The sequence below is a fragment of the Saccharopolyspora sp. NPDC000359 genome (assembly GCF_040300525.1).
Taxonomy (GTDB): Bacteria; Actinomycetota; Actinomycetes; order Mycobacteriales; family Pseudonocardiaceae; genus Saccharopolyspora.
Map to the genome: position 1 here is coordinate 1 of NZ_JBEPDU010000026.1, position 20,994 is coordinate 20,994.

Sequence of the window (20,994 nt, forward strand, 5' to 3'; positions counted from 1 at the left end):
CCGCCGAGCACCTCGACCGCGTCGGCCAGCGCGTCGGCGAGCCGGTGCGGCGCCTCGAAGAACACGCAGGTGCGTTCCTCCGCCGCCAACCGGCTGAACCAGCGGCGCCGCTCCCCCTGCTTGCGCGGCGGGAACCCGTCGAAGCAGAAGCGGTCGGAGGGCAGCCCGGACAGCGCCAGCGCGGTGGTGACCGCGGACGGACCTGGCAGGCAGGTGACCGGCAGCTGCTCGGCGACGCAAGCCGTCACCAGGCGGTACCCGGGGTCGGACACGCTGGGCATGCCCGCGTCGGTGACCAGCAGCACGGTCCGGCCCTCGCGCAGCGCGTCGAGCAGCATCGGGGCGCGCGCTGACTCGACACCTTCGTAGTAGCTGACGACCTTGCCGGTCGGCACCACGTCGAGCGCGCTGGCCAGGGCCCGCACCCGCCGGGTGTCCTCGGCGGCGACGACGTCGGCCGAACCGAGCGCCTCGACCAGCCGCGCGGAGGCGTCGCGGACGTCACCGAGCGGTGTGGCGGCGAGCAGGAGCGTCCCGGAGTCCATGGCGCCCAAGCCTAATGACGCCCCCCCCACCCACCCCGTCCCACCTACCCAACCACAGTTTCAATTGAAACTGTAAACCTCGCACCCTCCCCGACCGCAGTTTCAGTTGAAACTGTGGACTCCACGCCCGACTGGGCGCAGTTTCAATTGAAACTGCGTTCTCCACGCCTGGCCGGGCGCAGTTTCAACTGAAACTGCGGTCCCCACCCAGGGCCGGGCGCAGTTTCAACTGAAACTGCGGACCCCACGCAGGGCTCGTCGCAGTTTCAATTGAAACTGCGGGCTGGATGGGCCGGGTGCCGTTTCAGTTGCAACTGCGGGTGGGCGGTTCCCGGCGGTGGGTTGGGGGATCCGGAGCGTCGGGGGGTCGGGGGCCGGATGGGTCTCCTACGATCGGGGGTCGTGAGCGTCCTCGTCCCCAACTCCGGTGGCCGCAGCGCCGACGACCTCGTCCCCGTCGGCCGCACACCACCGGCGCGGCAACCGGGCGAGAGCGATCCGCTCCCCCTCCTGGACGTGACGATGCCGACCGACCGCCTCCGCGGCTGGCTGGTCACCCTGGCGATCGCGCTGGTCGCGGGGGTCGTTCGGTTGTGGGAGCTCGGCCGGGCGACCAACGAGGGCACGCCGGTCTTCGACGAGAAGCACTACGTGCCGCAGGCGTGGCAGATGCTGCGCAACGGCGGGTACGAGGACAACCCCGGTTACGAGCTCGTCGCGCACCCGCCGGTGGGCAAGCAGCTGATCGCGATCGGCGAGTGGCTGTTCGGCTACACCCCGTGGGGCTGGCGGATCGCGGCCGCGCTGTCCGGCACGCTGATGGTGCTGCTGATCGTGCGCATCGCCCGGCGGATGACCCGGTCCACGCTGCTCGGTGCGCTCGCCGGGATCCTGCTGATCTGCGACGGCGTCAGCCACGTGCAGTCCCGGGTCGGGATGCTCGACATCTTCCAGGCGATGTTCCTGCTGGCCGCGTTCGCCTGCCTGCTGGTGGACCGGGACCAGGTGCGCAGCCGGATGTGGCAGGTGTGCGTCGAGGGCAGGCTGGGCGAGAGCCGCTGGGGGCCGCGGCTGGGGTTCCGCTGGTGGCGGTTCGGGGCCGGGCTGATGCTCGGGTTGGCCTGCGGCGTCAAGTGGAACGGCATCTACTACATCATGGCGTTCGGCCTGCTCAGCGTGATCTGGGACGCGCTGGCCCGCCGGGCGGCCGGGGTGCCGCGCCCGTGGCGGGCCGCGCTGCTGCGCGACACCGCGCCCGCGCTGTGGTCGTTGGTGGCCATCCCGCTGCTGGTGTACTTCGGGACCTGGGCGCTGTGGTTCGCCAGCGAGACCGCCACTGATCGGCACGCCGTGCTGCTCAACGACGACGTGGGCTTCGGGTTCCTGCCGGATCCGCTGCGGTCGCTGCTCTTCTATCAGTTCAACGTGCTGGACTTCCACACCCACCTGGTGACGCCGGCGGAGCCGCACCCATGGGAGTCCAAGCCGTGGGCGTGGCCAATGGGCATGCGCCCGATGCTCTACTACTACGAGTCCGGGATGCCGGGCTGCGGTCGGGCCAGCTGCGTCGAGGCGACGATGCTGATCGGCACCCCGGCGATGTGGTGGCTGGCGCTGCCGGTCGCGGGCTGGGCGGTCTGGCGGGCGACGAGCCGGATGGACTGGCGCTACGCCGCGGTGCTGGTCGGCTACGGCGCGGGCTATCTGCCGTGGTTCGTCAACCTGGACCGGCAGATGTACTACTTCTACGCGACGCCGCTGGCACCGTTCCTGGTGTTGGGGATCGTGCTGGTGCTGGGCGAGGTGCTGGGGTCCAGCCGGGACAACTTTGAGCGGCGCCGCACCGGGCTGCTCGCGGTGGCGCTGTACGTGGGCCTGGTGGTGGCCAACTTCATCTGGCTGTGGCCGGTGCTCAACGGCGAACCGATCACCCCGGAGCGCTGGCAGGCCGAGCTCTGGCTGCCGTCCTGGCGCTGAGAGCCGGTTCCGCGATCCCCTCGAACTCGCGGAACCGGCGGTCCATCAGGCGCGCGGTTCCCAGCGGAACCAGGTGCGCGCGAGGATCGTCAGCACGACCGTCCAGGCCAACAGGGCCCCGGTGGCGGGCAGCGCGTGGCCGATGCCCCCGCCGGTCATCGCCAGGCGGACCAGGTCCATCACACCCCCGCCGGGCACCAGGTACGCCAGCGGCGTGTTCTCACCGCCGACCGACACCCACACCGAGCCGCCGATCAGCACCAGGAACCACGGCATGGTGGTGATCTGGGCCTGCTCGGAGCTCTTGGTCCAGGCGCTGGTGGCCGCGCCCGCGGCGAGGCTCATCGCGAAGCCGAGCAGCACCGCCAGCACCACCGGGACCGGGTTGACCGGTGCCGGTGCGCCGATGGCCATCGCGATGCCGACCACCACGACCGTCTGGACCAGCCCCAGCAGGACCACCGGCAGCAGCAGTCCGCTGAGGATCGCCGCGTCCGGGACCTCCCCGCTGCGCAGCCGCTTGAGGTACCGGTCCTCGCGGCGGCTGGCCAGCGTCGCGGTGGTGGTGAAGTAGAGGGTGAAGCCCTGCACGGACAGCAGCTGCATGCCCAGGATCACCGACCAGGGCAGCGGTCCGGCGTCAGCGGGGACGTTGTTGGCGAGCACGAACCCGAGCAGCAGCGGCACGATGGTCGCGCTGATCAGCACCGCCTTGTTCCGCGAGAGCAGCTTCCACTCGGTTCGCCCGAGGGCGAGAACAGCTGAGCTCATGCGACAAGTGCCTCCTCCCGGACGCCCTGGAAGACGTCCTCCAGCGTTGCGTGGTGCGCGCGCAGCCCGCTCAGCTCCACGCGGCCGTCCGCCCAGGACAGCAGCGCGTGCAGGTCCCGCTGCAGCTCGGAGGTCCGGACCTCGACGTGCGTGCCGGTCACCTCCGCCGTCCCGACCAGGGGCGGGAGCACCACGTCGCGCCGGGTGTCGAAGCTGATCCGCGCGCGGTGCGCGGCCAGCACGTCGACCAGCCGCCCGGACACCGCGATCCGCCCCTCGTGCATGATCGCCAGCCGGTGCGCCAGTCGTTCGGCCTCCTCCAGGTAGTGCGTGGTCAGCAGGACGGTGGTGCCGCGCGCGAGCAGCCCGCGCACCAGGTCCCAGGTGGCGCGGCGGGATTCCGGGTCCATCCCGGTGGTCGGTTCGTCGAGGAACAGCAAATCCGGTTCGCCGAGCAGCGCCAGCGCCAGGTCGAGGCGGCGGCGCTCGCCGCCGGAGAGCTGCCGGACTCGCACCTCTCGCCGCCCGGCCAGTCCGACCGCGGCCAGTGATTCGTCCACATCGGAGGGGCGCACGGTCAGCGCGCTGCCCAGCTCCGCGGTCTCGCGCACCGTCAGGTCCTCGGCGAAGCCGCCCTCCTGCAGCATGATGCCGATGCGGCGGCGGATCGAGCGGTCCTGCTGCGGGTCCCGCCCGAAGACCCGCACCGCCCCGCCGCTGGCCGCCCGGTGGCCCTCGATGGTCTCCAGCGTGGTCGTCTTGCCCGCGCCGTTGGTGCCGAGCAGGGCGAACAGCTCGCCGGCCTGCACCTCGAAGTCGATCCCGCGGACCGCCTCGAACTCGCCGTACCGGCAGCGCAGGTCCCGCACGCTGATCACTGGTGTTGTCATGGCTCCAGCCTCGCCGGGCCGGGCACGCGCCGGTAGCGCGTTCCGTCAGCGGTGTGGCGTTGATCTGTCAGGGAAACCGATGACAGTTGTCATGTGGTGCGCGGTGCCGCCCGCGGATGACGGATGCTGGTGCGGTGAGCGTTGCCGAGTTCGATTCCCGCCGCATCCGGCGCATGCGCACCTACACCTGGTGGACGCTGGTGCCGCTGCAGCCGTTCTACGCCGTCTTCCCGGTGGTGAACCTGGTGACAGGCGTCCGAGCGGGCTTCTACGGGACCGTCGAAATCGTGGTGCTGTCGCTGGTGCTGCTGGCCACCGTGTTCGACGGCCTCCAGCTGTCCACCATCCTGATGGAGGGGTTGGGGCGCGGCCAGCACCGGCCGGTGCGCAACACGGTGGTCTTCGCGTTCACCCTGGCCGCCTTGGCCTACGCGCTGACGCAGCACCCCACCGGGGTGCTGTGGTCGATGCCCCTGGGCGGTCTCGCCGGGCTCCACGTGCCGGCCGCGCCGTACCGGCTGCGCTGGCCGCTGACGATCGGCACGGCGCTGCTGACCGGCGTGGTCGCCACCATCGCCTCGTCGCCGCACAACCCGCTGCCCGGTCTGGCCACCGGCCTGTACGCGATGTTCATCGTGTCGTTGTCGATCTTCGTGATCATCGTCGCGGTGTGGTTCTGGGACATCGTGCTGGGCCTGGACCGGGCGCGGGCGGTCAGCGCCGACCTGGCGGTGGCCAACGAGCGCCTCCGGTTCGCCGCCGACCTGCACGACATCCAGGGCCACCACCTGCAGGTGATCGCGTTGAAGGGAGAGCTGGCCGAGCGGCTGGTCGGCCGTGACGACGCGGCGGCCCGCGCGCTGGCCGCCGAGATCGCCGAACTGGCGCGCACGGCGCTGAAGGACACCCGCGACGTGGTGCACGGGTACCGCCACACCAAGCTCACCACCGAGCTCGAGAACGCCCAGGAGATCTTGGAAGCCGCCGGGGTGAAGACCACTGTGGACGGTGACGCGGCGGCCGTGCCGCCACCGCTGCAGCCGCTCTTCGGCGCGCTGGTGCGCGAGGGCACGACGAACATCCTGCGGCACTCGCGCGCGGAGAACTGCGAGCTGAGCATCAGCGTCGAAGGGCCGCGCACCAGCCTGGTGCTGCGCAACGACCGGGCGAAGTCGCCGAACGGGGCGGCGGGGTCGGGCATCGAGGGGCTGCGCCAGCGGTTCCGCGCCGTGGGTGGTCACGTGGAGGCGGACCTGGTGGAGGATTGGTTCGAACTGCGCGGGGCCGCGACCGAGTTGGGGAGGACATCGTGATCCGAGTGGTGCTGGCCGACGACGAGGACCTGATCCGCGGCGCCCTCGCGGCGCTGCTGGACCTGGAGCCGGACCTGTCGGTGGTCGCGCAGTGCCGCAACGGCGCCGAGGCGGTCCGCGCGGTCGGCGAGCACCTGCCGGACATCGCGGTGTTCGACCTGGAGATGCCCGAGGTCGACGGGGTGCAGGCCGCGCGGCAGGTGGGCGCGGAGGTGCCGGTCGTGCTGGTCACCCGCCACGCGCGCCCGGGCGTCCTGAAGCGCGCGCTGGAGGCGGGGATCCGCGGTTTCGTCCCGAAGACCACGCCCGCGTCCCGGTTGGCGGCGATCCTGCGCGACGTGCACGACGGTGGCCGCTACATCGACCCGGAGATCGCGGCCAGCGCGTTGACCAGCGGCTCCTGCCCGCTCACCGAGCGCGAGCTGGAGCTGCTCACGCACACCCTGCAGGGCGGGACGATCGCCACCATCGCGACGGCGGTGCACCTGGCACCGGGCACGGTGCGCAACTACCTGTCCTCAGCGATGACGAAGCTGGGCGTCTCAACCCGCCACGAAGCAGCCCGCCACGCCTGGCGAGAGGGCTGGATCTGACCCCCACCCCACGCATCCCAGCATCCCGCTGTCGCCCGCCCGGGTGGTGGAATCGCAGGTTCCACCGAGCTGATCCCGGCGAAGTCCGGCAACTCCCGACACGCCGGAAGGGCGCAGTTTCAATTGAAACTGCGCCCGTTCCGCACTCACATTCGCAGTTTCAATTGAAACTGCGGTCCCGTCACCCTCGGGTACAGTTTCAACTGAAACTGTAACGACCAGCGCCGCACCGGCCAGCACCCGGATCAGGGCCGACCGGCCACCGCCACCGTGCAGCGCGCCGACCACGTTGGAGTACCTCGCGCGGCGGGTGGGTGCGCGGTGTCCTGGTGCCTCGGCTGGCGGGGCTGGGCGGGGTGCGACTTCCATTGGGATCGGACATGCGATTTCAATGGAAGTCGCGGTCTCCCGGTGGACGGCGCCTGGTCAGGTGAGGTCGGCGAGGGTTTTGCGGAGGGCGGAGACCGCGTCGACCAGCTCCTCCGGGCGGGCCGAGAGCGGCGGGCGAGCGCGCAGGGAGTCCGGACCCGACGGGAGGAAGAGAGTGCGGTGGCGGTCGCGGGCGATCGCCAGGGCGCGGTCCCGGTTCGCCGGGTCGTGGAAGCTGATCGCGCACATCAGGCCGCGGCCGCGCGGGGCCCGCACCAGCGACGGGAACTCCGCCGCCAGGTCGCGGAGCTCGCCGAGCAGCAGCTCGCCCATCTGCCTGCTGTGGTCGAACAGGCCCTCGGCCTCGACGACCTCCAGGATCCTGGTCGCGCGCACCATGTCGACCAGCGAGCCGCCCCAGGTGGAGCTGATCCGGCTGGGCTCGCGGAACGCGTTGTCGGCGATCTCCAGCACCCGCCGACCACCCATCACGCCGCACACCTGGAGGCGCTTGCCGAACGCCACCAGGTCCGGCTCCAACCCGAGCGCCTGGTGCGCCCACGCCTGCCCGGTCAGCATGCCGGTCTGCACCTCGTCGGCGACGGTGAGCACGTCGTTCTCGCGGCACAGCGCCTGCATGGCCTGCAGGAACTGCGGCCGCAGGTGCCGGTCGCCGCCCTCGCCCTGGATCGGCTCGTACACGAAGCAGGCGATCTCCCGGCCGTAGCGCTGGAGCGCGGCGCGGGCCACGTCGAGCGCGGCCACCTCCTCCGACAGCAGGTCGGAGCTGTCCCACCACTCGCCGGGCTCGACCGCCGGGCTGGGGATGCGCGGCCAGTCGAACATCGGGTAGTCGCGGATCTTCGCCGGGTCGGTGTTGGTCAGCGACATGGTGTAGCCGCTGCGCCCGTGGAAGGCCTTCTCCAGGTGCATCACCCGGGAGCCCCGGACGGCGGTGCCGCTGCGCGCGTTGAGCTTGGTCTTCCAGTCGAAGGCGACCTTCAGCGCGTTCTCCACCGCGAGCGTGCCGCCGTCGATGAAGAACAGCAGCGGCAGCTCGTCGATGCCGACCACGCGCCGGAACGTCTCGGCGAAGCGGGCCTGCTCCACGGTGGCGAAGTCCGGGTTCGACGGCTTCACCCGACCGGCGCGCACCAGCGCGGCCTCGAACTCGGCGGTGCGCAGGCCGGGGTGGCCGTGCCCGAGCGGCGCCGAGCTGAAGAACATCGTCAGGTCCAGGTACTCGGTACCGTCGCGGACGTCGCGCAGCCGGCAGCCCTCGCCCGCGTCGAGGTCCACGACGATGTCCATCAGGTCGCCGGTGACCTGTGCCTTCAGGTCCGCCACGACGTCGGCCGAGGAGTCCCTCGGAGCGGGTACGTCGGTCGGTGCCACGTCGCGGACGGTCTCGTGCTGAGCGGTCATCTTCGGCCTCCCGGACCCGTGTCACGCATCACTTGCCAAGAAGAATTACATCAGAGATGCGCGAACAAGCAACATCCTTCCGGAAGGACTACGCAAAGGCGAAAGATTTTCTTTCGCTGACCGCGCGAGCGTCCCCACCCGGAAAGCACTCGAGCCCCCGACCGCGGTGCGGCAGGGGGCTCAGGTGGAGGCGGGTCAGTCCGCGAGGAGGTGCTCGCGGCCGAACATGGTGGCCGCGGCCCGCGCGGTGGGCGTGCCCGCGTCGAGGTCGGCCCCCGCCGCGCGGAGGACCTGCACCACTTCCTCCTCGCCCTTGAACAGGGCTCCGGCGATGGGCGACTGGTCGCGGTCGTTGCGCAGGTCCGGGCTCGCGCCGCGGTCGAGCAGCGCGCGGACCGTCGCGGCGTGCCCGTGGTAGGCCGCCAGCATGAGCAGGCTGTTGCCCGCCGGGTCGGTGACGTCGACCGGGAGTCCGTGGTCGACGAACTCGGCGAGCTCGTCGGTGCGGCCCTCGCGGGCCAGGTCCATGGCCAGCGCCACCACGCGCTCGGTCTGCTCCGGGGTGAGTCCGCCGTCGCTCATGGGTGCTCTTCCTGATCATTCGGGAACGGAGGCGGGGCGGCGGCCGCGCGTGCGACCACCGCCCCGCTGCGAGGTCCAGGACCCCGGGTCAACCTCAGAGGTTGCCCGCGGCCAGCGCCTCGATCGCCTTGCGGACGCCCTCGCCGTAGGCCGGGTCCGCCTTGGTGCAGTTGGCGATGTGCCGCTCGATGGTCGCCTGCGACGCACCGTTGATGGCGCGCGCGGTGTTCTCGAACAGCACCTGCTGCTGCTCCGCGGTCATGTTGCGGAACAGGATGCCCGGCTGCTCGTAGTAGTTGTCGTCGTCCTCGCGGTAGTTGAACCGGTCGGCGACGGCACCCACGGCCAGCGACGGGTCGCGGTAGGCGGGCTGCTCCTGCCAGCGGTTGTAGGAGTTCGGCTCGATGCCCGGGGTGGCGCCCTGGTTGCCGTCGACGCGCATCGCACCGTCGCGGTGGAAGGAGTTCACCGGGCACTTCGGCGCATTGACCGGGATCTGGTGGTGGTTCACACCCAGGCGGTACCGCTGGGCGTCACCGTAGGAGAACAACCGGCCCTGCAGCATGCGGTCGGGCGAGAAGCCGATGCCCGGGACCACGTTCGCCGGGCTGAAGGCGGCCTGCTCGACGTCGGCGTGGTAGTTCTCCGGGTTGCGGTTGAGCTCCCACTCGCCGACCTCGATCAGCGGGTAGTCCTTCTTGGACCAGACCTTGGTCAGGTCGAACGGGTGGTAGCGGTAGGTCTCCGCGTCCGCCTCCGGCATGATCTGCACGTACAGCTTCCACTTCGGGAAGTCGCCGCGCTCGATCGACTCGAACAGGTCGCGCTGGTGCGACTCGCGGTCCTTGCCGACCAGGGCCTCGGCCTCGGCGTCGGTCAGGTTCTTGATGCCCTGCTGGGTGCGGTGGTGGAACTTGACCCAGAACCGCTCGCCCTCGGCGTTGACGAAGCTGTAGGTGTGCGAGCCGAAGCCGTGCATGTGGCGGTAGGACGCCGGGATGCCGCGGTCGGACATCACGATGGTGACCTGGTGCAGCGCCTCGGGGAGGTTGGTCCAGAAGTCCCAGTTGTTCTCCGGGTCGCGCATGTTGGTGCGCGGGTCGCGCTTGACCGCGTGGTTGAGGTCCGGGAACTTCAGCGGGTCGCGGAAGAAGAACACCGGGGTGTTGTTGCCGACGAGGTCCCAGTTGCCCTCTTCGGTGTAGAACTTCACCGCGAAGCCGCGGATGTCGCGCTCGGCGTCGGCGGCGCCGCGCTCACCGGCGACGGTGGAGAACCGCACGAACAGGTCGGTCTTCTTGCCGACCTCGGAGAAGATCTTCGCGCTGGTGTACTGGGTGATGTCGTTGGTCACCGTGAAGGTGCCGAACGCACCGGAGCCCTTGGCGTGCATCCGGCGCTCCGGGATGACCTCGCGGTCGAAGTGCGCCAGCTTCTCCAGGAACCAGACGTCCTGCAGCAGCATCGGGCCGCGCGGGCCGGCGGTCAGGGAGTTCTGGTTGTCCGGGACCGGGGCACCGGCCACCGTGGTCAACGGTTTCTGGTTGTTCTCGGGCAAAACTCGCTCCTCGGTGGGATCTTCAGTCGAGCGCTCGGTCGCTGCCGCGGCAGTCGGGGCAGATGCCCCAGAAGGTCACCTCGGCCTCGTCGAGCAGGTATCCGTGCGGGTCCTCGGCGTGGAGGCACGGGGCCTCCCCCACCGCGCAACTGACGTCGGCGATGGCACCGCAGTCGCGGCACACCAGGTGGTGGTGGTTGTCACCCACGCGGGTCTCGAACCGGGCGGGCGAGCCGGCCGGTTCGATGCGGCGGACCAGGCCCGCCTCGGTGAGCGCGCGCAGGACGTCGTAGACCGCCTGGGTGGACACCGACCCCAGGTCGCGGCGGACCGCCGTCGCGATGGTGTCGGCGTCGGAATGGGGGTTCTCCGAAACCATCGCGAGCACGGCGACCCGGGGACGGGTCACCCGCAGCGACGCCCCCCTGAGCAGGGAGGCGGCATCGATGGACGGCATGGCGTAATAGCTATCAGCTTTTCTGGAATGAGTCAAATAAACGCGACCGCCCGCGCGTCCGCCCCCGCCGGGTCGACATGCCGGGAACTCGCAGTTCAGAGCACTGGGCGGGCAGCCCGGACCGGCAACACCCGCCACTCCAGCCACCGGAACAACCCCGGACGGGTGAGGAACGACGCGGGCGCCCGGCGAGCTGGCTCGCCGGGCGCCCGCGTCGGTGCGATCAGCGGGACACCGGAGCGCTCTCCAGGATGGCGAGCAGCCGGTCCACCGACTGCGGGCCGCTGGGCAGGACCTGCTCGTCGATCACGAACGAGGGCACCCCGCCCACGCCGAGGAGACGGGCGCGGAGGCGGTCGGCCGCGATCTGGTCGGCGTAGTCCGAGCCCTCCAGGACGGCGCTGGTCCGGGCCCGGTCCAGCCCGGCGGACCCGGCGAGGTCCACCAGCAGCGCGCGATCGGCGATGTTGCGGTTCTCGGTGTGGTAGGCGTGCAGCAGCGCGCCGGTGAACTCCCGGAACACCCCCTCGTCCTGCGCGAGCAGGGCCACCCGGTGCGCGTCGAAGGCGTTCACCGGCCGGGCGGTGGTCAGGTTCAGGTCCAGGCCGTGCTCCTCGCCCAGCTCGGCGATCTGCGCGAACCGCGCCAGCACCGCCTCGCGCGAGCTGTACGGCGCCATGACGTCCACTGTGGTCGGACCGGGTTCGGTGCCCGCGTCCGGGTCGAGCTGGAAGGCGCGCCAGGTGACGTTGACCCGATCCGGGTCCCCGAAGCGGTCGTAGGCCGCCTCGAAGTTCTTCTTGCCCAGGTAGCACCACGGGCACACCGGGTCCCACCAGATCTCGATGTTCATTCGTCTCACCCTTCGGTTGTCGTGGCACCCCGGCCCGGGTGCGGCGGAAGACCCGGCCGGGAGGGGCGGAGGGCCGGCCGGGTCTCCCGGCGGTGGGAGACGACAGTCGCGCACCAGTCGATCGATTCCTTTTCGGACCGCAGCCACGAGGGGTCAGCGACAACGGCAGGGGCTGCCGCAAGCGCGAAGCGCTTGACCCACCCTCGCAACCCGCACCGCCGCGGGTTCTCAGAGCTTTCCTGGCGAGGACGGCCCAGCCGCCGTGTATTGGCATACATCAGGCTGGGCACCCGCAGTCCAGGGAAGCTCTGAGGTTCCGCCACCCGCACCGCCACGCAAAACGAGTACGGAATCAATCATTCAGTCGATCGTGAGGACGACCTTGCCTCGGCCGTGACCGGTCTCTACCTCGGCGTGCGCCTTCGCGGCTTCGGCGAGCGGGTAGGTGCTGCGGACGTGCAGGGCCAGGCCGCCGCGGGCGTTCAGCTCGGTGAGCGCCGCCAGGCGGGTGGCCGAGCGCTGGCTGACCAGCGGGCGCACGCCCAGCTCCTCGATCAGGCCGAAGGCGACCAGCGTTCCGACCCGGGAGCGGTCGGCGACCAGGTCCAGGGACTGGCGCAGCGCCTGCTCCCCGGCCCCGTCGATGGCCGCGTCCACGCCCTGCGGCGCGAGTTCGCGGACCCGCTCGACCAGGCCGTCGCCGTAGGTGACCGGGATGGCACCCAGGGAGCGCAGGTAGTCGTGGTTGCCCTCGCTGGCCGTGCCGATCACGGTGGCGCCCATGTCGACGGCCAGCTGCACCGCGATCGTGCCGACCCCGCCGGCCGCCGCGTGCACCAGCACGGTCTCGCCCGCCCGGACGCCGAGCACCTCCAGCGCGGTGTGCGCGGCCTGGCCGCACCCGGACAGCCCGCCGCCCTGCTCGAAGGTCATCGTCTCCGGCTTGCGCACGATCTGGTCGGTCGACACCACGACGTACTCGGCGTAGCAGGCCAGCACCGCGAAGCCCACCACCTCGGTGCCGACCGGGAAACCGGTGGCCCCGGGCCCGACCTCGTCGACCACCCCGGAGAACTCGTTGCCCAGCACCGACGGGGAGTGCACCGTCACCCCGTGCGGCACCCAGCCCTGCCGGACCGCGTAGTCGTAGGGCTGCACCCCGGCGGCCCTGACCCGCACCCGCACCTGGCCGTCGGCCGGCCGGGGGTCGGGCAGCTCGGCCAGCCGCAGCACCTCCGGGCCACCCGGCTCGTCGAACACGATCGCCCTCATACCTGTCCCCCCGCGTAGTCGATCAGCATGCGCCCATCGTGCAACCTCAACCAAAGTTGAGGTCAATCTCGCGGCGGTCGAGAACACCTCGAGCGGCGTTCGACCGCCGCAGCAGACGCTCGGCCCATGAAGGTGCTATTCGTCGCGGGCGGCAGCGGTGGCGTGATCTTCGCGATCACCCCGCTGGCTCAGGCCCTGCGCAACCTGGGTCACGAGGTGTTCATGGCGGCACCGTCGAACGTCATGTCGACCGTGGCGGGCGGCGGCATCGCGCCGGTCCCGGTCACCGACAAGACGATGCTCGAGTTCATGTTCTCCGACCGCAACGGCGTTCCGGTGCAGCGGCCGACCGACGTGCACGACCGGACGATCTTCAACGGCCGGGGCATGGGGCGGTTCGCCGCGGCGAGCTTCGCCGGGCTCAAGCCGTTCACCGAGCACTGGAAGCCGGACCTGGTGGTGGGCGGCGCGCTGTCGTTCGCCGCGCCGCTGATCGCCGCGCACCTGGGCGTGCCGTTCGTCAACCACGCCATCGACATGGGCGAGCCGCGGCAGATCGACCTCGCCGCGACCGCCGAGCTGGCCCCCGAGCTGGAGAGCCTCGGCCTGCGGTCGATGCCCGAACCGGACCTGTTCGTCGACATCTGCCCGCCGAGCCTGCGCCGCGCGGACGCCCCGCCGGCCCAGCTGATGCGCTACATCCCGGCCAACACGCAGACCCCGGTGGAGCCGTGGATGCACACCGCGGGCGAGCGGCCCCGGGTGCTGGTGACCGCGGGCAGCCGGGTCACCAAGGAGTTCGACATCGACATCCTGCGCGGCCTGGTGGACAAGGTCGGCGGGCTGGACATCGAGCTGCTGATCGCCGTGCCGCCGAGCGCCGCCGAGGAGCTGGGCACCCTGCCGGAGAACGTGCGGATGGGCTGGCTGCCGCTGGACGTGGTGGCGCGGACGTGCTCGCTGCTGGTGCACCACACCGGCGGGAACACGATGCTGACCGGCATGGCCAACGGGGTGCCGCAGGTGCTCATCCCGTACCTGCCGTACGTGGTCGACTACGCGACCCGGCTCACCGACTACGGCGCGAGCACGATGATCATGCCGGGCGACGACACCCCGGAGAACCTCGCGACGGCCTGCGAGCGGCTGCTCGCCGACCCCTCCTACCGCGCCCGTGCCGCGGACGTGGCCGCGGAGATGTCCCAGCTGCCAACGCCCTTCGCGGTCGCCGAGCGGCTGGAGAAGCTGGTCGCCGAGCGCGCGTGAGCTGGTGCGACGGGCTCCGCCGGGGTTCTCCCGGGCGGAGCCCGTCGTGCTCGTCAGCGGCCGAGCGCGTCGGCCAGCAGGTCGACCTGGGCCGGGTCCGGGTCGTTGCCCATGAACAGGAGCTCGTGCACGCCGACCTTCTCGAAGTCGGTCACCGCCGCCGCGATGCTCTCCGGGGTGGTGTGCGCGATGTCGATGCCGTAGTCGACGTACTCGCTGCCGCCGAAGGCGTAGTAGGAGCTGATCGCCTTCTCCACGGCCTGGCGGCCGTTCGGGCCCAGCGCGTACATGGTCGAGGCGACGATCCGCGGCTCGCCCTCGCGGCCGCCCGCGGTCCACGCCTCGCGGAGGCCGGGGGCGAAGCCCTCGACGTCGGCGACCGTGGCGTCCCCGGCGATCCAGCCGACGCCCTTGGTCACCACGCGCCGGATCGCCGCCGGGGACATGCCGCCGAACAGCACCTTCGGCCCGCCCTCGGTGGCCGGGGCCGGGCCGATGCCGGTCCCGCCGCCCCACACCTCGGCGGCCCGGTCCAGCAGCGCGTCGAACTGCTTGCCGCGGGTGCTGAAGTCGACGCCGCTCTCGGTGAAGTCGTCGTCGCGCAGCCCCGGGGCCAGGCCGAGGTGCAGCCGGCCCGCACCGGCGAGCTGGTCGATCGAGGCGGTCTGCTTGGCGAACAGCGCGTGGTTGCTGTGCAGCGGCGCGATCAGCACCGTCGTGAGCAGCTTGATGCGCTCGGTCGCGCCCGCCGCCGCGGCCAGCGCGGTCAGCGGCTCCGGCGTCGACCACACCAGGCGGTCGCTGACGCTGAGCGTGCTGAAGCCGCGCGCCTCCGCGCGACGCGCCCACTCCACCAGGGTCCGTCCGTCCACCCCGGGGACGTGCCCGGGCAAGCCGATTCCGATTTCCACGATGCTCCGATCTCGCGTGGGGCCTTCCGCACCATGCTGGAACCTCAACCTCAGTTGAGGTCAATGCCGCGCGCCGGTTCCGCCCGACGGCCCAGCGGTCGCACCGCCGACCGGCGCAGCGGTCCGGGCCCGTCCGCAGCCAGCGCCCCGACGTTCTGGTACCGCGCTCGAAAGCCGTTCGAGCGCAGGTCGATTCCCCGTCCCCGGAGCCCGCCGACCATAGACTGGCGGCGTGGAAAGACCATCGTGGGACACCAAGGAACTGACGATCGGCCAGGTGGCCTCCCGCACCGGCGTCGCGGTGTCGACGCTGCACTTCTACGAGAACAAGGGGCTGATCCGGAGCCGGCGCACCGCCGGCAACCAGCGCCGCTACCTGCGCGAGGTGGTGCGGCGGGTGTCGTTCATCCGCGTCGCCCAGCGCGTCGGGGTGCCGCTCGACTCGATCAAGGCCGCGCTCGCGACGCTGCCCGAGCACCGCACACCGACCAGCGAGGACTGGGCCCGGCTGTCGGAGAGCTGGCACGGCGAGCTGGAGAAGCGGATCAACGCGTTGGAGCGGCTGCGCGACGACCTCGCCGACTGCATCGGCTGCGGCTGCCTGTCGATGAGCAAGTGCGTGCTGGCCAACCCCTACGACCAGCTCGGCGACGAGGGCCCCGGACCGCGGCGGCTGCTCGCGCCCAGGACACCGCCCGCCGAAGACGCCTGACCTCCGAGCTCGGCGGGGCCGACCGCGCCTCAAGCGCGGCTCGAGGCGGTGAAGCCACTGTGGACCCGCCGGTCCTCCTCCGGCGCACGGGGGAGTCGACAACAACTCGGAGGAAACGGATGTCATCGACCTTGACCTGGGGCAAGCGGATGGCGGCGACGGCGGTCGCCGCGCTGGCGCTGGCGGCGGTGCCGGGCACCGGCGTCGCCGCCACCGCCGCGGCGGAGCACTCCATCCCCTTCACCTGCAAGACCCGGCTCTCCGGCGAGTGGCTCGACGTGACCGACTACGCCCGCGGCGTCGACGTCACCGCCCCGGCCAGCGCCGCCCCGGGCTCGACGTTCGACGTGGTGATCGACCCGAAGCCGATCTACCCGGTGCCGGACTTCAACAAGGAGCTGCGCGAGGTCCACTGGTCGTACTCGCTGCCCGCGAACGCCGAGCTGGTCAAGCACTCGCTGTCCGGCGGGGCCGGGCTCAACGGCTCGAAGGTCACCACCTCGGTGCAGGGCTCGAAGCTCACCATCGACGTCAGCGGGCCGCTGCCCGGTGGCGCCGAGTTCGACGTGCCCACCCTGACCCTGACCTTCACCGCCCCGGAGTCGGGCGCGGTCGAGGTCAAGCCGGGCGGCAGCAGCTACGACGACCTCGGTTTCGGCTGGGAGCGCCTGCACCCGACCACCAACGAGTGGGACCCGTTCCTGTGCTACCCGGACCAGGCCGAGCCCGTGGTCCTGTCGTCGACCTCGGTCGCCTGACATCGCCGTGACGAAACCCCGTGGGGCCGTTGGTCCCACGGGGTTTCGCTGTTGTTCAGGCGCGTTTCGCGTCCTCTTCGGCCAGGGCGGCCAGGATCGCGGTCTGCTTGGCGTCGCGCTCGGCGACCAGTTCCGCGTAGGTCCGCCCGGCCACCTCGGCCTCCGCCTGCTGGAGGACGAGCTCGACCGTCTCGTCGTCCAGCTTCGGGGTGCCGAGATCCCGCCAGCTCGCCTCCAGGCCGCGGCCCAGCGTGGTCAGCCAGTGCCGGAGCCCGCCCTGCCCGCCGCCCAGGTGGAAGGCCAGGAACGGGCCGACGGTGGCCCAGCGCAGGCCGATGGACTGGGTGACCACCTCGTCGAGCTCGGCGGTGGTGACCACGCCCTCGCGCACCAGGTGGATGCTCTCCTGCAGCAGCGCGGACTGCAGCCGGTTGGCCACGAACCGGGCGATCGGCTTGCGCAGCACCACCGGGACCTTGCCCGCCGAGCGGTAGAACTCCACCACCGCGTCCACCGTCGCGTCCGGGGTGCGGGTGCCCGCGACCACCTCGACCAGCGGGACCACGTGCGGCGGGTTGAACGGGTGGCCGACCACCACCCGGCCGGGCTCGCGCATCGACGCGCCCAGCTCGTCCGGCGGGAGGGTCGAGGTGGACGACAGCAGCAGCGCGTCCGGTCCGGCGACCGCCTCCAGCTCGGCGAACAGCTCGCGCTTGGTCTCCAGGTTCTCCTCGGTGTTCTCCTGGACCACGTGCGCGCCCCGCACCGCGGCGGCCAGGTCCGGCTCGACCTCGAGCCGGGTGGCCAGCTCGGCCGGGTCCTGCGCGCCGCCGGGCAGGTGCGGCGCGAACATCGCCAGCGCCTCCGCCACCTGCTCCCCGACGTCGCCGCGCCTGCTGACCACCCGCACCCGCATGCCGGCGCCCAGGAACAGCGCCACCCAGCCCAGCCCGATGGTGCCCGCACCGATCACGGTCACCGTGCGGGTCTCCGACGTCTCGCCCATGTCCTCGCGTTCCTCCGTTTCCGTGTGTCTCGCGGTCAGCTGCCCGACAGCACGAGCCGCGCGTACGCGGTCGCGCCCGCGGTGAACTGCAGCCCGCTGTGCCCGGCGATCGCGCCGACGTCGCGCCAGCCCCTGGCCAGCACGTCGCCCTCGGCCTGCGCGGTGCTGCCCGCGGAGCGGAAGAGGCGGTCGACCGCGCCGGACAGCAGCTCGACGGCGACGGCGCAGTCGCGCTGGTTGCGCGCCACCAGCTCCGGGGGCACCGCGCCCGCGTCCGCGACCTCGGCGACGCGGGTGAGCAGCAGTTCGGCGCTGTCGATCTCGGCGGCGGACCGGGCGAAGGTGAGGTCGATGCCGGTGCGGTCGACCGGGCCGGAGATGACGGTCTGCCCCTGCTTGGCGAGCTTGGCCGACATCAGGTCCGACCAGCGGGCGAGCACCGCCGAGGCGGCGCCCAGCGCGGGGGCGGCGAGCGTCATCCCGTTGGCCGCCTTGAGCGGCACCGAGTGGCAGGCCGCCGCCGCGTCCGGTGCGGTGCCCGCCATCAGGTCCGCGGTGTCCAGGGCTCGGTGGGTCGGCACGAAGACGTCTTCCAGCGCGAGCGAGTGGCTTCCGGTGCCCCGCATGCCCACGGTGTGCCAGGTGTCGATGACCTGGTAGGACGCCCGCGGCACGGCGAAGAACATCGCCTTCTCCCCGGCCTTGCCGCACACCAGGGCCCAGTCGGCCACCGCGACGCCGCTGACGTAGGGCCAGCGGCCGGACAGCCGCCAGCCGCCCGCGACGGGTTCGGCGGTCCCGGCGGGCAGCAGCCCGCCGACGAGCACCGCGTCCGGGCCGTCCGCCCACACCTCCGCGCGCCCCTCGGCGGGCAGGTAGGACGCCATCCGGCCCACCGCCGCGCACAGCGAGGCGAACCACGCCGCGGACGCGCACCCGCGCCCGACCTCGACCACCGCGGGCACCAGCTCGCCGAAACCACCGGCGGTGCCGCCGAGGGCCGTGGGGACCATGTGCCGGGCGAATCCCGCTTCCACGACCGCGTCGACCACGGCCTCGACCGGTCCGCGCGCCGCATCAGCTTCGGCCGCGTGCGCTCCGGCGACCTTCGAGACGACCGAGGCGGCACTCAGCAGGCCAGCGTCGACACCGCTCACCGGTCGCCTCCCGGGATCAGGACGATGCGCCCGGTGTGCGCCCGCGCCTCGATCAGCGCGTGCGCCTTGGCGGCATCCGTCAGGTCCAGCTTCTGGTAGACCGCGTGCTGGTAACGGCCGGTCGTCAAGCCGTCCGCGAGGTCGACGAGGGAGGCTTCGTACTGCTCGCGGCGGTTGGCGCGCCAGGTGGACAAGGCGAACGCCGTGACGTACTTGAGCCGGATCAGCTCCATGACGCTGATCGACGGGACCTCCCGGCCGCCGCCCGCCGAACCGTAGAAGACCAGGCGGCCCATCGGGGCGAGCAGGTCCAGGCCTGCGCGCAGCACCGAACCGCCGACGCTGTCCAGCACCAGGTCGACCCCGCGCTCGCCGACGGCCGCGCGCACCTGCGCGGGCCAGTCGTCGGAGCTGTAGTCCACCACGTGGTCCGCGCCGAGCCCCCGCACGAACTCGCACTTGCCCGACGAACCCGCGGTGCCGACGACGACCGCGCCCGCCGTCTTGGCCATCTGCACCGAGATGTGCCCGATCCCGCCGGAGGCCGCGTGCACCAGGACCACGTCGCCGGGCTTGACCATGCCGACGTCGAGGGTGCCCGCCGCGATCGGACCGGACGACGGCAGCGCCGTGGCGGCCGCCGCGTCGAGCCCCTCCGGCACCGGCAGCACGGTGTCGGCGTCGACGACGACGTAGTCGGCGTAAGCGCCGTAGAGGGTGAACGCGCCGACCCGGTCGCCGGGCCGCATCCCGCGCACGTCCGGGCCGACCGCTTCGATCCGGCCGACCACGTCGCCGCCGAGCACCGAGGGCAGCTTGCGGTCCCACATGGGCGCCGGGAAGATGTCCCGCCGCATCTGGGTCTGGGCGAAGCCGACGCTGACCGCCTCCGCCGCGATCAGCACCTGCCCCGGTCCCGGCCGGGGCACGGGGGTCTCCTCGACGGTGAGCACTTCCGGTGGGCCAAACTCGTGGAACCGCACGGTCCGCATCCGTTCCTCCTGCGAGACGGGCGGCGGAACCCGGTTCCGCCGCGCGGGTGCGACCGCGTCGCCGACGCGGTCCGTTGTGGACAGAAGAACTGGGCCTAAGCGCCCGCCCGGGCCAGCGCCGCGCGGACCACGTCCGCCGTGCCGGGCAATCTGTCCATTTCGGACAGATAGGCTGCTTGCGCCTGGCTTGCCGCTTCTCTTGTGTCGCGGTCGTGGAGCAGCGCGGTCAGCCCGCCGACGACCGCTTCCTCGTCGAACAGCTCGGCGGTGGTGAAGACGCTGGTGAAGGGGTTGTCCCGCAGCACGGGTTCGAGCAGCCGGACCCATCCCCACGGCCACAGGGTGAACGGCGGGACGGGCGCGGCGAACCCGGCGAGCCACTCCCGCACCGCCGGGGTGAGGCCCGCGTGCGCGTCAGGTCGGAGTCCGTTGAGCGACAGCATTCCCGGCACCCCGGCGAACAGGGCGTGCTCCAGTCCCGCGGCGGGGAAGTAGAACGACCAGACCGCGTCCGCCGCCGCGACGAGCAGCTCCGGCGAGCCGTCGGTCACCACGTGCGTCCGGTCCGGGGGCAGGGCGTCGAAGGCGTCGAACCGCGGACCGGCCATGAGCAGGTGCGTGCGCTCCGGCAGCGCCCGCAGGTAGCGGACGACGAGGTCCGGGACGCGGTTGGCCAGCTCCCCCACGATCCCCTTCGCCCGGTCCGCCATGGTGCGCTGCGGTTCGAGCGTCGGCACCACGAGCACCGGGTCGTCCGCGCCGATCCCGTGCTGCGCGCGCACTTCCGCCCGCTCCGCGCTGGACAGCGGGCGCGCGGTGGGGGCGGCGCGGTAGGGGAAGGCGGGGCCGGACGCGTCCGGGTGCGCGGTCGGGACCGGGCGCAGGTGCGCGGGCATCCGCAGCAGGTGGTCGTCGATGCGCACCACCCGACCCATGATCTCCGCCTCGAACCCGGAGTCCGGCAGCTCGTACAGGTCGATCGGGATCACCGGGACGCCGAGGTCCTCGACGAACCACGGATCGATCCCGTACCCGTAGCTGAAGGTCAGCCAGTGCGCCACGTAGTCGCTGAGCACCACGGCGGTGGGCCGCACCTGCCGCGCGACCTCGGCGATCACCTCGCGCACCGACCCGCCCAGCGTGGAGTCGATCAGCGTGCACGGCAGCCCGGCCGCGCGCACCTGGGCCTCGTTGTACCGGTCGACGACGAAGTGCGACTCGATCCCGGCCGAGCGCAGCTGCCCGGCCAGGGCGACGCCGATCGCGGTCTCGTGGTGCTCGCGCTCCACCGGGGCGACCACCAGCAACCGGGTAGTCATGCCTTTCCCGCCTCTCCGCGATTTTCAGTGGTGGTTGCGTTGGGCGTTGATCTCGCGTTTCGCGGTTTCTTGTGGCTGGGTTGCATCACGGTCCCCTTAGGTGCGGTTGAGCAGGACTCCGGTTGGAACAAGGGGCGTCATGACCGCACCCCTGCACCAGGCCCCTCCATCGCCGCTCCTCTCACTCGCGGCGTCCACCGCCCGGCCGTGTCGACGACGCGTTGACACGAAGGGCGTCATGACCGCACCACTGCACCAAGCCCGTCCA

At 71.8% G+C, this 20,994-nt stretch carries 20 protein-coding genes; 6 read left to right on the forward strand and 14 right to left on the reverse strand.

Annotated features, from left to right (window positions below; all coding sequences use genetic code 11):
* Positions 1–545: 16S rRNA (cytidine(1402)-2'-O)-methyltransferase (gene rsmI / locus ABT324_RS17750; RefSeq protein WP_351178141.1), on the reverse strand; the 545-nt coding region annotated here is incomplete at its 3' end.
* A gap of 402 nt (positions 546–947) precedes the next feature.
* Here rsmI and ABT324_RS17755 point away from each other — a divergent pair.
* On the forward strand, positions 948–2,522 hold the full coding sequence (locus ABT324_RS17755; protein ID WP_502949756.1) for a dolichyl-phosphate-mannose--protein mannosyltransferase: 1,575 nt from the start codon (positions 948–950) through the stop codon (positions 2,520–2,522).
* Between the two features lie 45 nt (positions 2,523–2,567).
* Here the strand turns inward: ABT324_RS17755 and ABT324_RS17760 are convergent, their stop codons facing one another.
* Both ABT324_RS17760 and ABT324_RS17765 read right to left on the reverse strand, forming a co-directional pair.
* Positions 2,568–3,293 carry an ABC transporter permease gene (locus ABT324_RS17760; protein ID WP_351178144.1) on the reverse strand — a complete coding sequence of 242 codons (726 nt, stop codon included), beginning with the start codon at positions 3,291–3,293 and terminating at the stop codon, positions 2,568–2,570.
* On the reverse strand, positions 3,290–4,183 hold the full coding sequence (locus ABT324_RS17765) for an ABC transporter ATP-binding protein (RefSeq protein ID WP_351178147.1): 894 nt from the start codon (positions 4,181–4,183) through the stop codon (positions 3,290–3,292). The genes ABT324_RS17760 and ABT324_RS17765 overlap by 4 nt, the downstream gene beginning before the upstream one ends.
* 134 nt (positions 4,184–4,317) lie before the next feature.
* On the opposite strand from ABT324_RS17765, the gene ABT324_RS17770 reads away from it, so the two are divergent.
* The gene (locus tag ABT324_RS17770; RefSeq protein ID WP_351178150.1) at positions 4,318–5,496 is read left to right on the forward strand and encodes a sensor histidine kinase; all 1,179 of its coding nucleotides are present in this window, start codon (positions 4,318–4,320) and stop codon (positions 5,494–5,496) included.
* Positions 5,493–6,089: a response regulator transcription factor gene (locus tag ABT324_RS17775; protein WP_351178153.1), complete on the forward strand. Its 597-nt coding sequence runs from the start codon at positions 5,493–5,495 to the stop codon at positions 6,087–6,089. The genes ABT324_RS17770 and ABT324_RS17775 overlap by 4 nt, the downstream gene beginning before the upstream one ends.
* Before the next feature lie 426 nt (positions 6,090–6,515).
* Here the strand turns inward: ABT324_RS17775 and lat are convergent, their stop codons facing one another.
* The 6 genes from lat to ABT324_RS17805 all read right to left on the reverse strand — a co-directional run bounded on the left by lat (position 6,516) and on the right by ABT324_RS17805 (position 12,605).
* Positions 6,516–7,883 carry an L-lysine 6-transaminase gene (gene lat, locus ABT324_RS17780; protein ID WP_351178156.1) on the reverse strand — a complete coding sequence of 456 codons (1,368 nt, stop codon included), beginning with the start codon at positions 7,881–7,883 and terminating at the stop codon, positions 6,516–6,518.
* Between the two features lie 195 nt (positions 7,884–8,078).
* On the reverse strand, positions 8,079–8,465 hold the full coding sequence (locus ABT324_RS17785) for an ankyrin repeat domain-containing protein (protein WP_351178159.1): 387 nt from the start codon (positions 8,463–8,465) through the stop codon (positions 8,079–8,081).
* A 94-nt stretch (positions 8,466–8,559) separates the two neighbouring features.
* Positions 8,560–10,023: a catalase gene (locus ABT324_RS17790; protein WP_351178162.1), complete on the reverse strand. Its 1,464-nt coding sequence runs from the start codon at positions 10,021–10,023 to the stop codon at positions 8,560–8,562.
* A gap of 22 nt (positions 10,024–10,045) precedes the next feature.
* Positions 10,046–10,480: a Fur family transcriptional regulator gene (locus ABT324_RS17795; protein WP_351178165.1), complete on the reverse strand. Its 435-nt coding sequence runs from the start codon at positions 10,478–10,480 to the stop codon at positions 10,046–10,048.
* A 223-nt stretch (positions 10,481–10,703) separates the two neighbouring features.
* The gene (locus ABT324_RS17800; RefSeq protein ID WP_351178168.1) at positions 10,704–11,333 is read right to left on the reverse strand and encodes a DsbA family oxidoreductase; all 630 of its coding nucleotides are present in this window, start codon (positions 11,331–11,333) and stop codon (positions 10,704–10,706) included.
* Positions 11,334–11,693: 360 nt separating this feature from the next.
* Entirely contained in the window at positions 11,694–12,605 is a 912-nt protein-coding gene (locus tag ABT324_RS17805; protein WP_351178171.1) for an NADP-dependent oxidoreductase, read from the reverse strand.
* Between the two features lie 126 nt (positions 12,606–12,731).
* On the opposite strand from ABT324_RS17805, the gene ABT324_RS17810 reads away from it, so the two are divergent.
* Complete coding sequence (locus tag ABT324_RS17810; protein ID WP_351178174.1) at positions 12,732–13,871, forward strand: glycosyltransferase; 1,140 nt, start codon at positions 12,732–12,734, stop codon at positions 13,869–13,871.
* A 53-nt stretch (positions 13,872–13,924) separates the two neighbouring features.
* Here the strand turns inward: ABT324_RS17810 and ABT324_RS17815 are convergent, their stop codons facing one another.
* Positions 13,925–14,782 carry an LLM class flavin-dependent oxidoreductase gene (locus ABT324_RS17815; RefSeq protein ID WP_351178177.1) on the reverse strand — a complete coding sequence of 286 codons (858 nt, stop codon included), beginning with the start codon at positions 14,780–14,782 and terminating at the stop codon, positions 13,925–13,927.
* 232 nt (positions 14,783–15,014) lie between these two features.
* On the opposite strand from ABT324_RS17815, the gene soxR reads away from it, so the two are divergent.
* Together soxR and ABT324_RS17825 are read left to right on the forward strand one after the other, a co-directional pair.
* Positions 15,015–15,494: a redox-sensitive transcriptional activator SoxR gene (gene soxR, locus ABT324_RS17820; protein WP_351178180.1), complete on the forward strand. Its 480-nt coding sequence runs from the start codon at positions 15,015–15,017 to the stop codon at positions 15,492–15,494.
* 119 nt (positions 15,495–15,613) lie between these two features.
* Positions 15,614–16,252 carry a hypothetical protein gene (locus tag ABT324_RS17825; protein WP_351178183.1) on the forward strand — a complete coding sequence of 213 codons (639 nt, stop codon included), beginning with the start codon at positions 15,614–15,616 and terminating at the stop codon, positions 16,250–16,252.
* A gap of 55 nt (positions 16,253–16,307) precedes the next feature.
* Here ABT324_RS17825 and ABT324_RS17830 read toward each other — a convergent pair whose 3' ends face one another.
* The 4 genes from ABT324_RS17830 to ABT324_RS17845 form a co-directional block, all read right to left on the reverse strand.
* Entirely contained in the window at positions 16,308–17,258 is a 951-nt protein-coding gene (locus tag ABT324_RS17830) for a 3-hydroxyacyl-CoA dehydrogenase NAD-binding domain-containing protein (RefSeq protein ID WP_351178186.1), read from the reverse strand.
* A gap of 35 nt (positions 17,259–17,293) precedes the next feature.
* The gene (locus ABT324_RS17835) at positions 17,294–18,415 is read right to left on the reverse strand and encodes an acyl-CoA dehydrogenase family protein (protein WP_351178189.1); all 1,122 of its coding nucleotides are present in this window, start codon (positions 18,413–18,415) and stop codon (positions 17,294–17,296) included.
* Positions 18,412–19,407 (reverse strand): quinone oxidoreductase family protein, encoded by a 996-nt coding sequence (locus tag ABT324_RS17840; RefSeq protein WP_351178192.1) that lies wholly within the window; start codon positions 19,405–19,407, stop codon positions 18,412–18,414. Before ABT324_RS17840 ends, ABT324_RS17835 begins: the two co-directional genes overlap by 4 nt.
* Positions 19,408–19,502: 95 nt before the next feature.
* Entirely contained in the window at positions 19,503–20,726 is a 1,224-nt protein-coding gene (locus ABT324_RS17845) for a DUF6365 family protein (RefSeq protein WP_351178195.1), read from the reverse strand.
* Positions 20,727–20,994 lie beyond the last annotated feature (268 nt).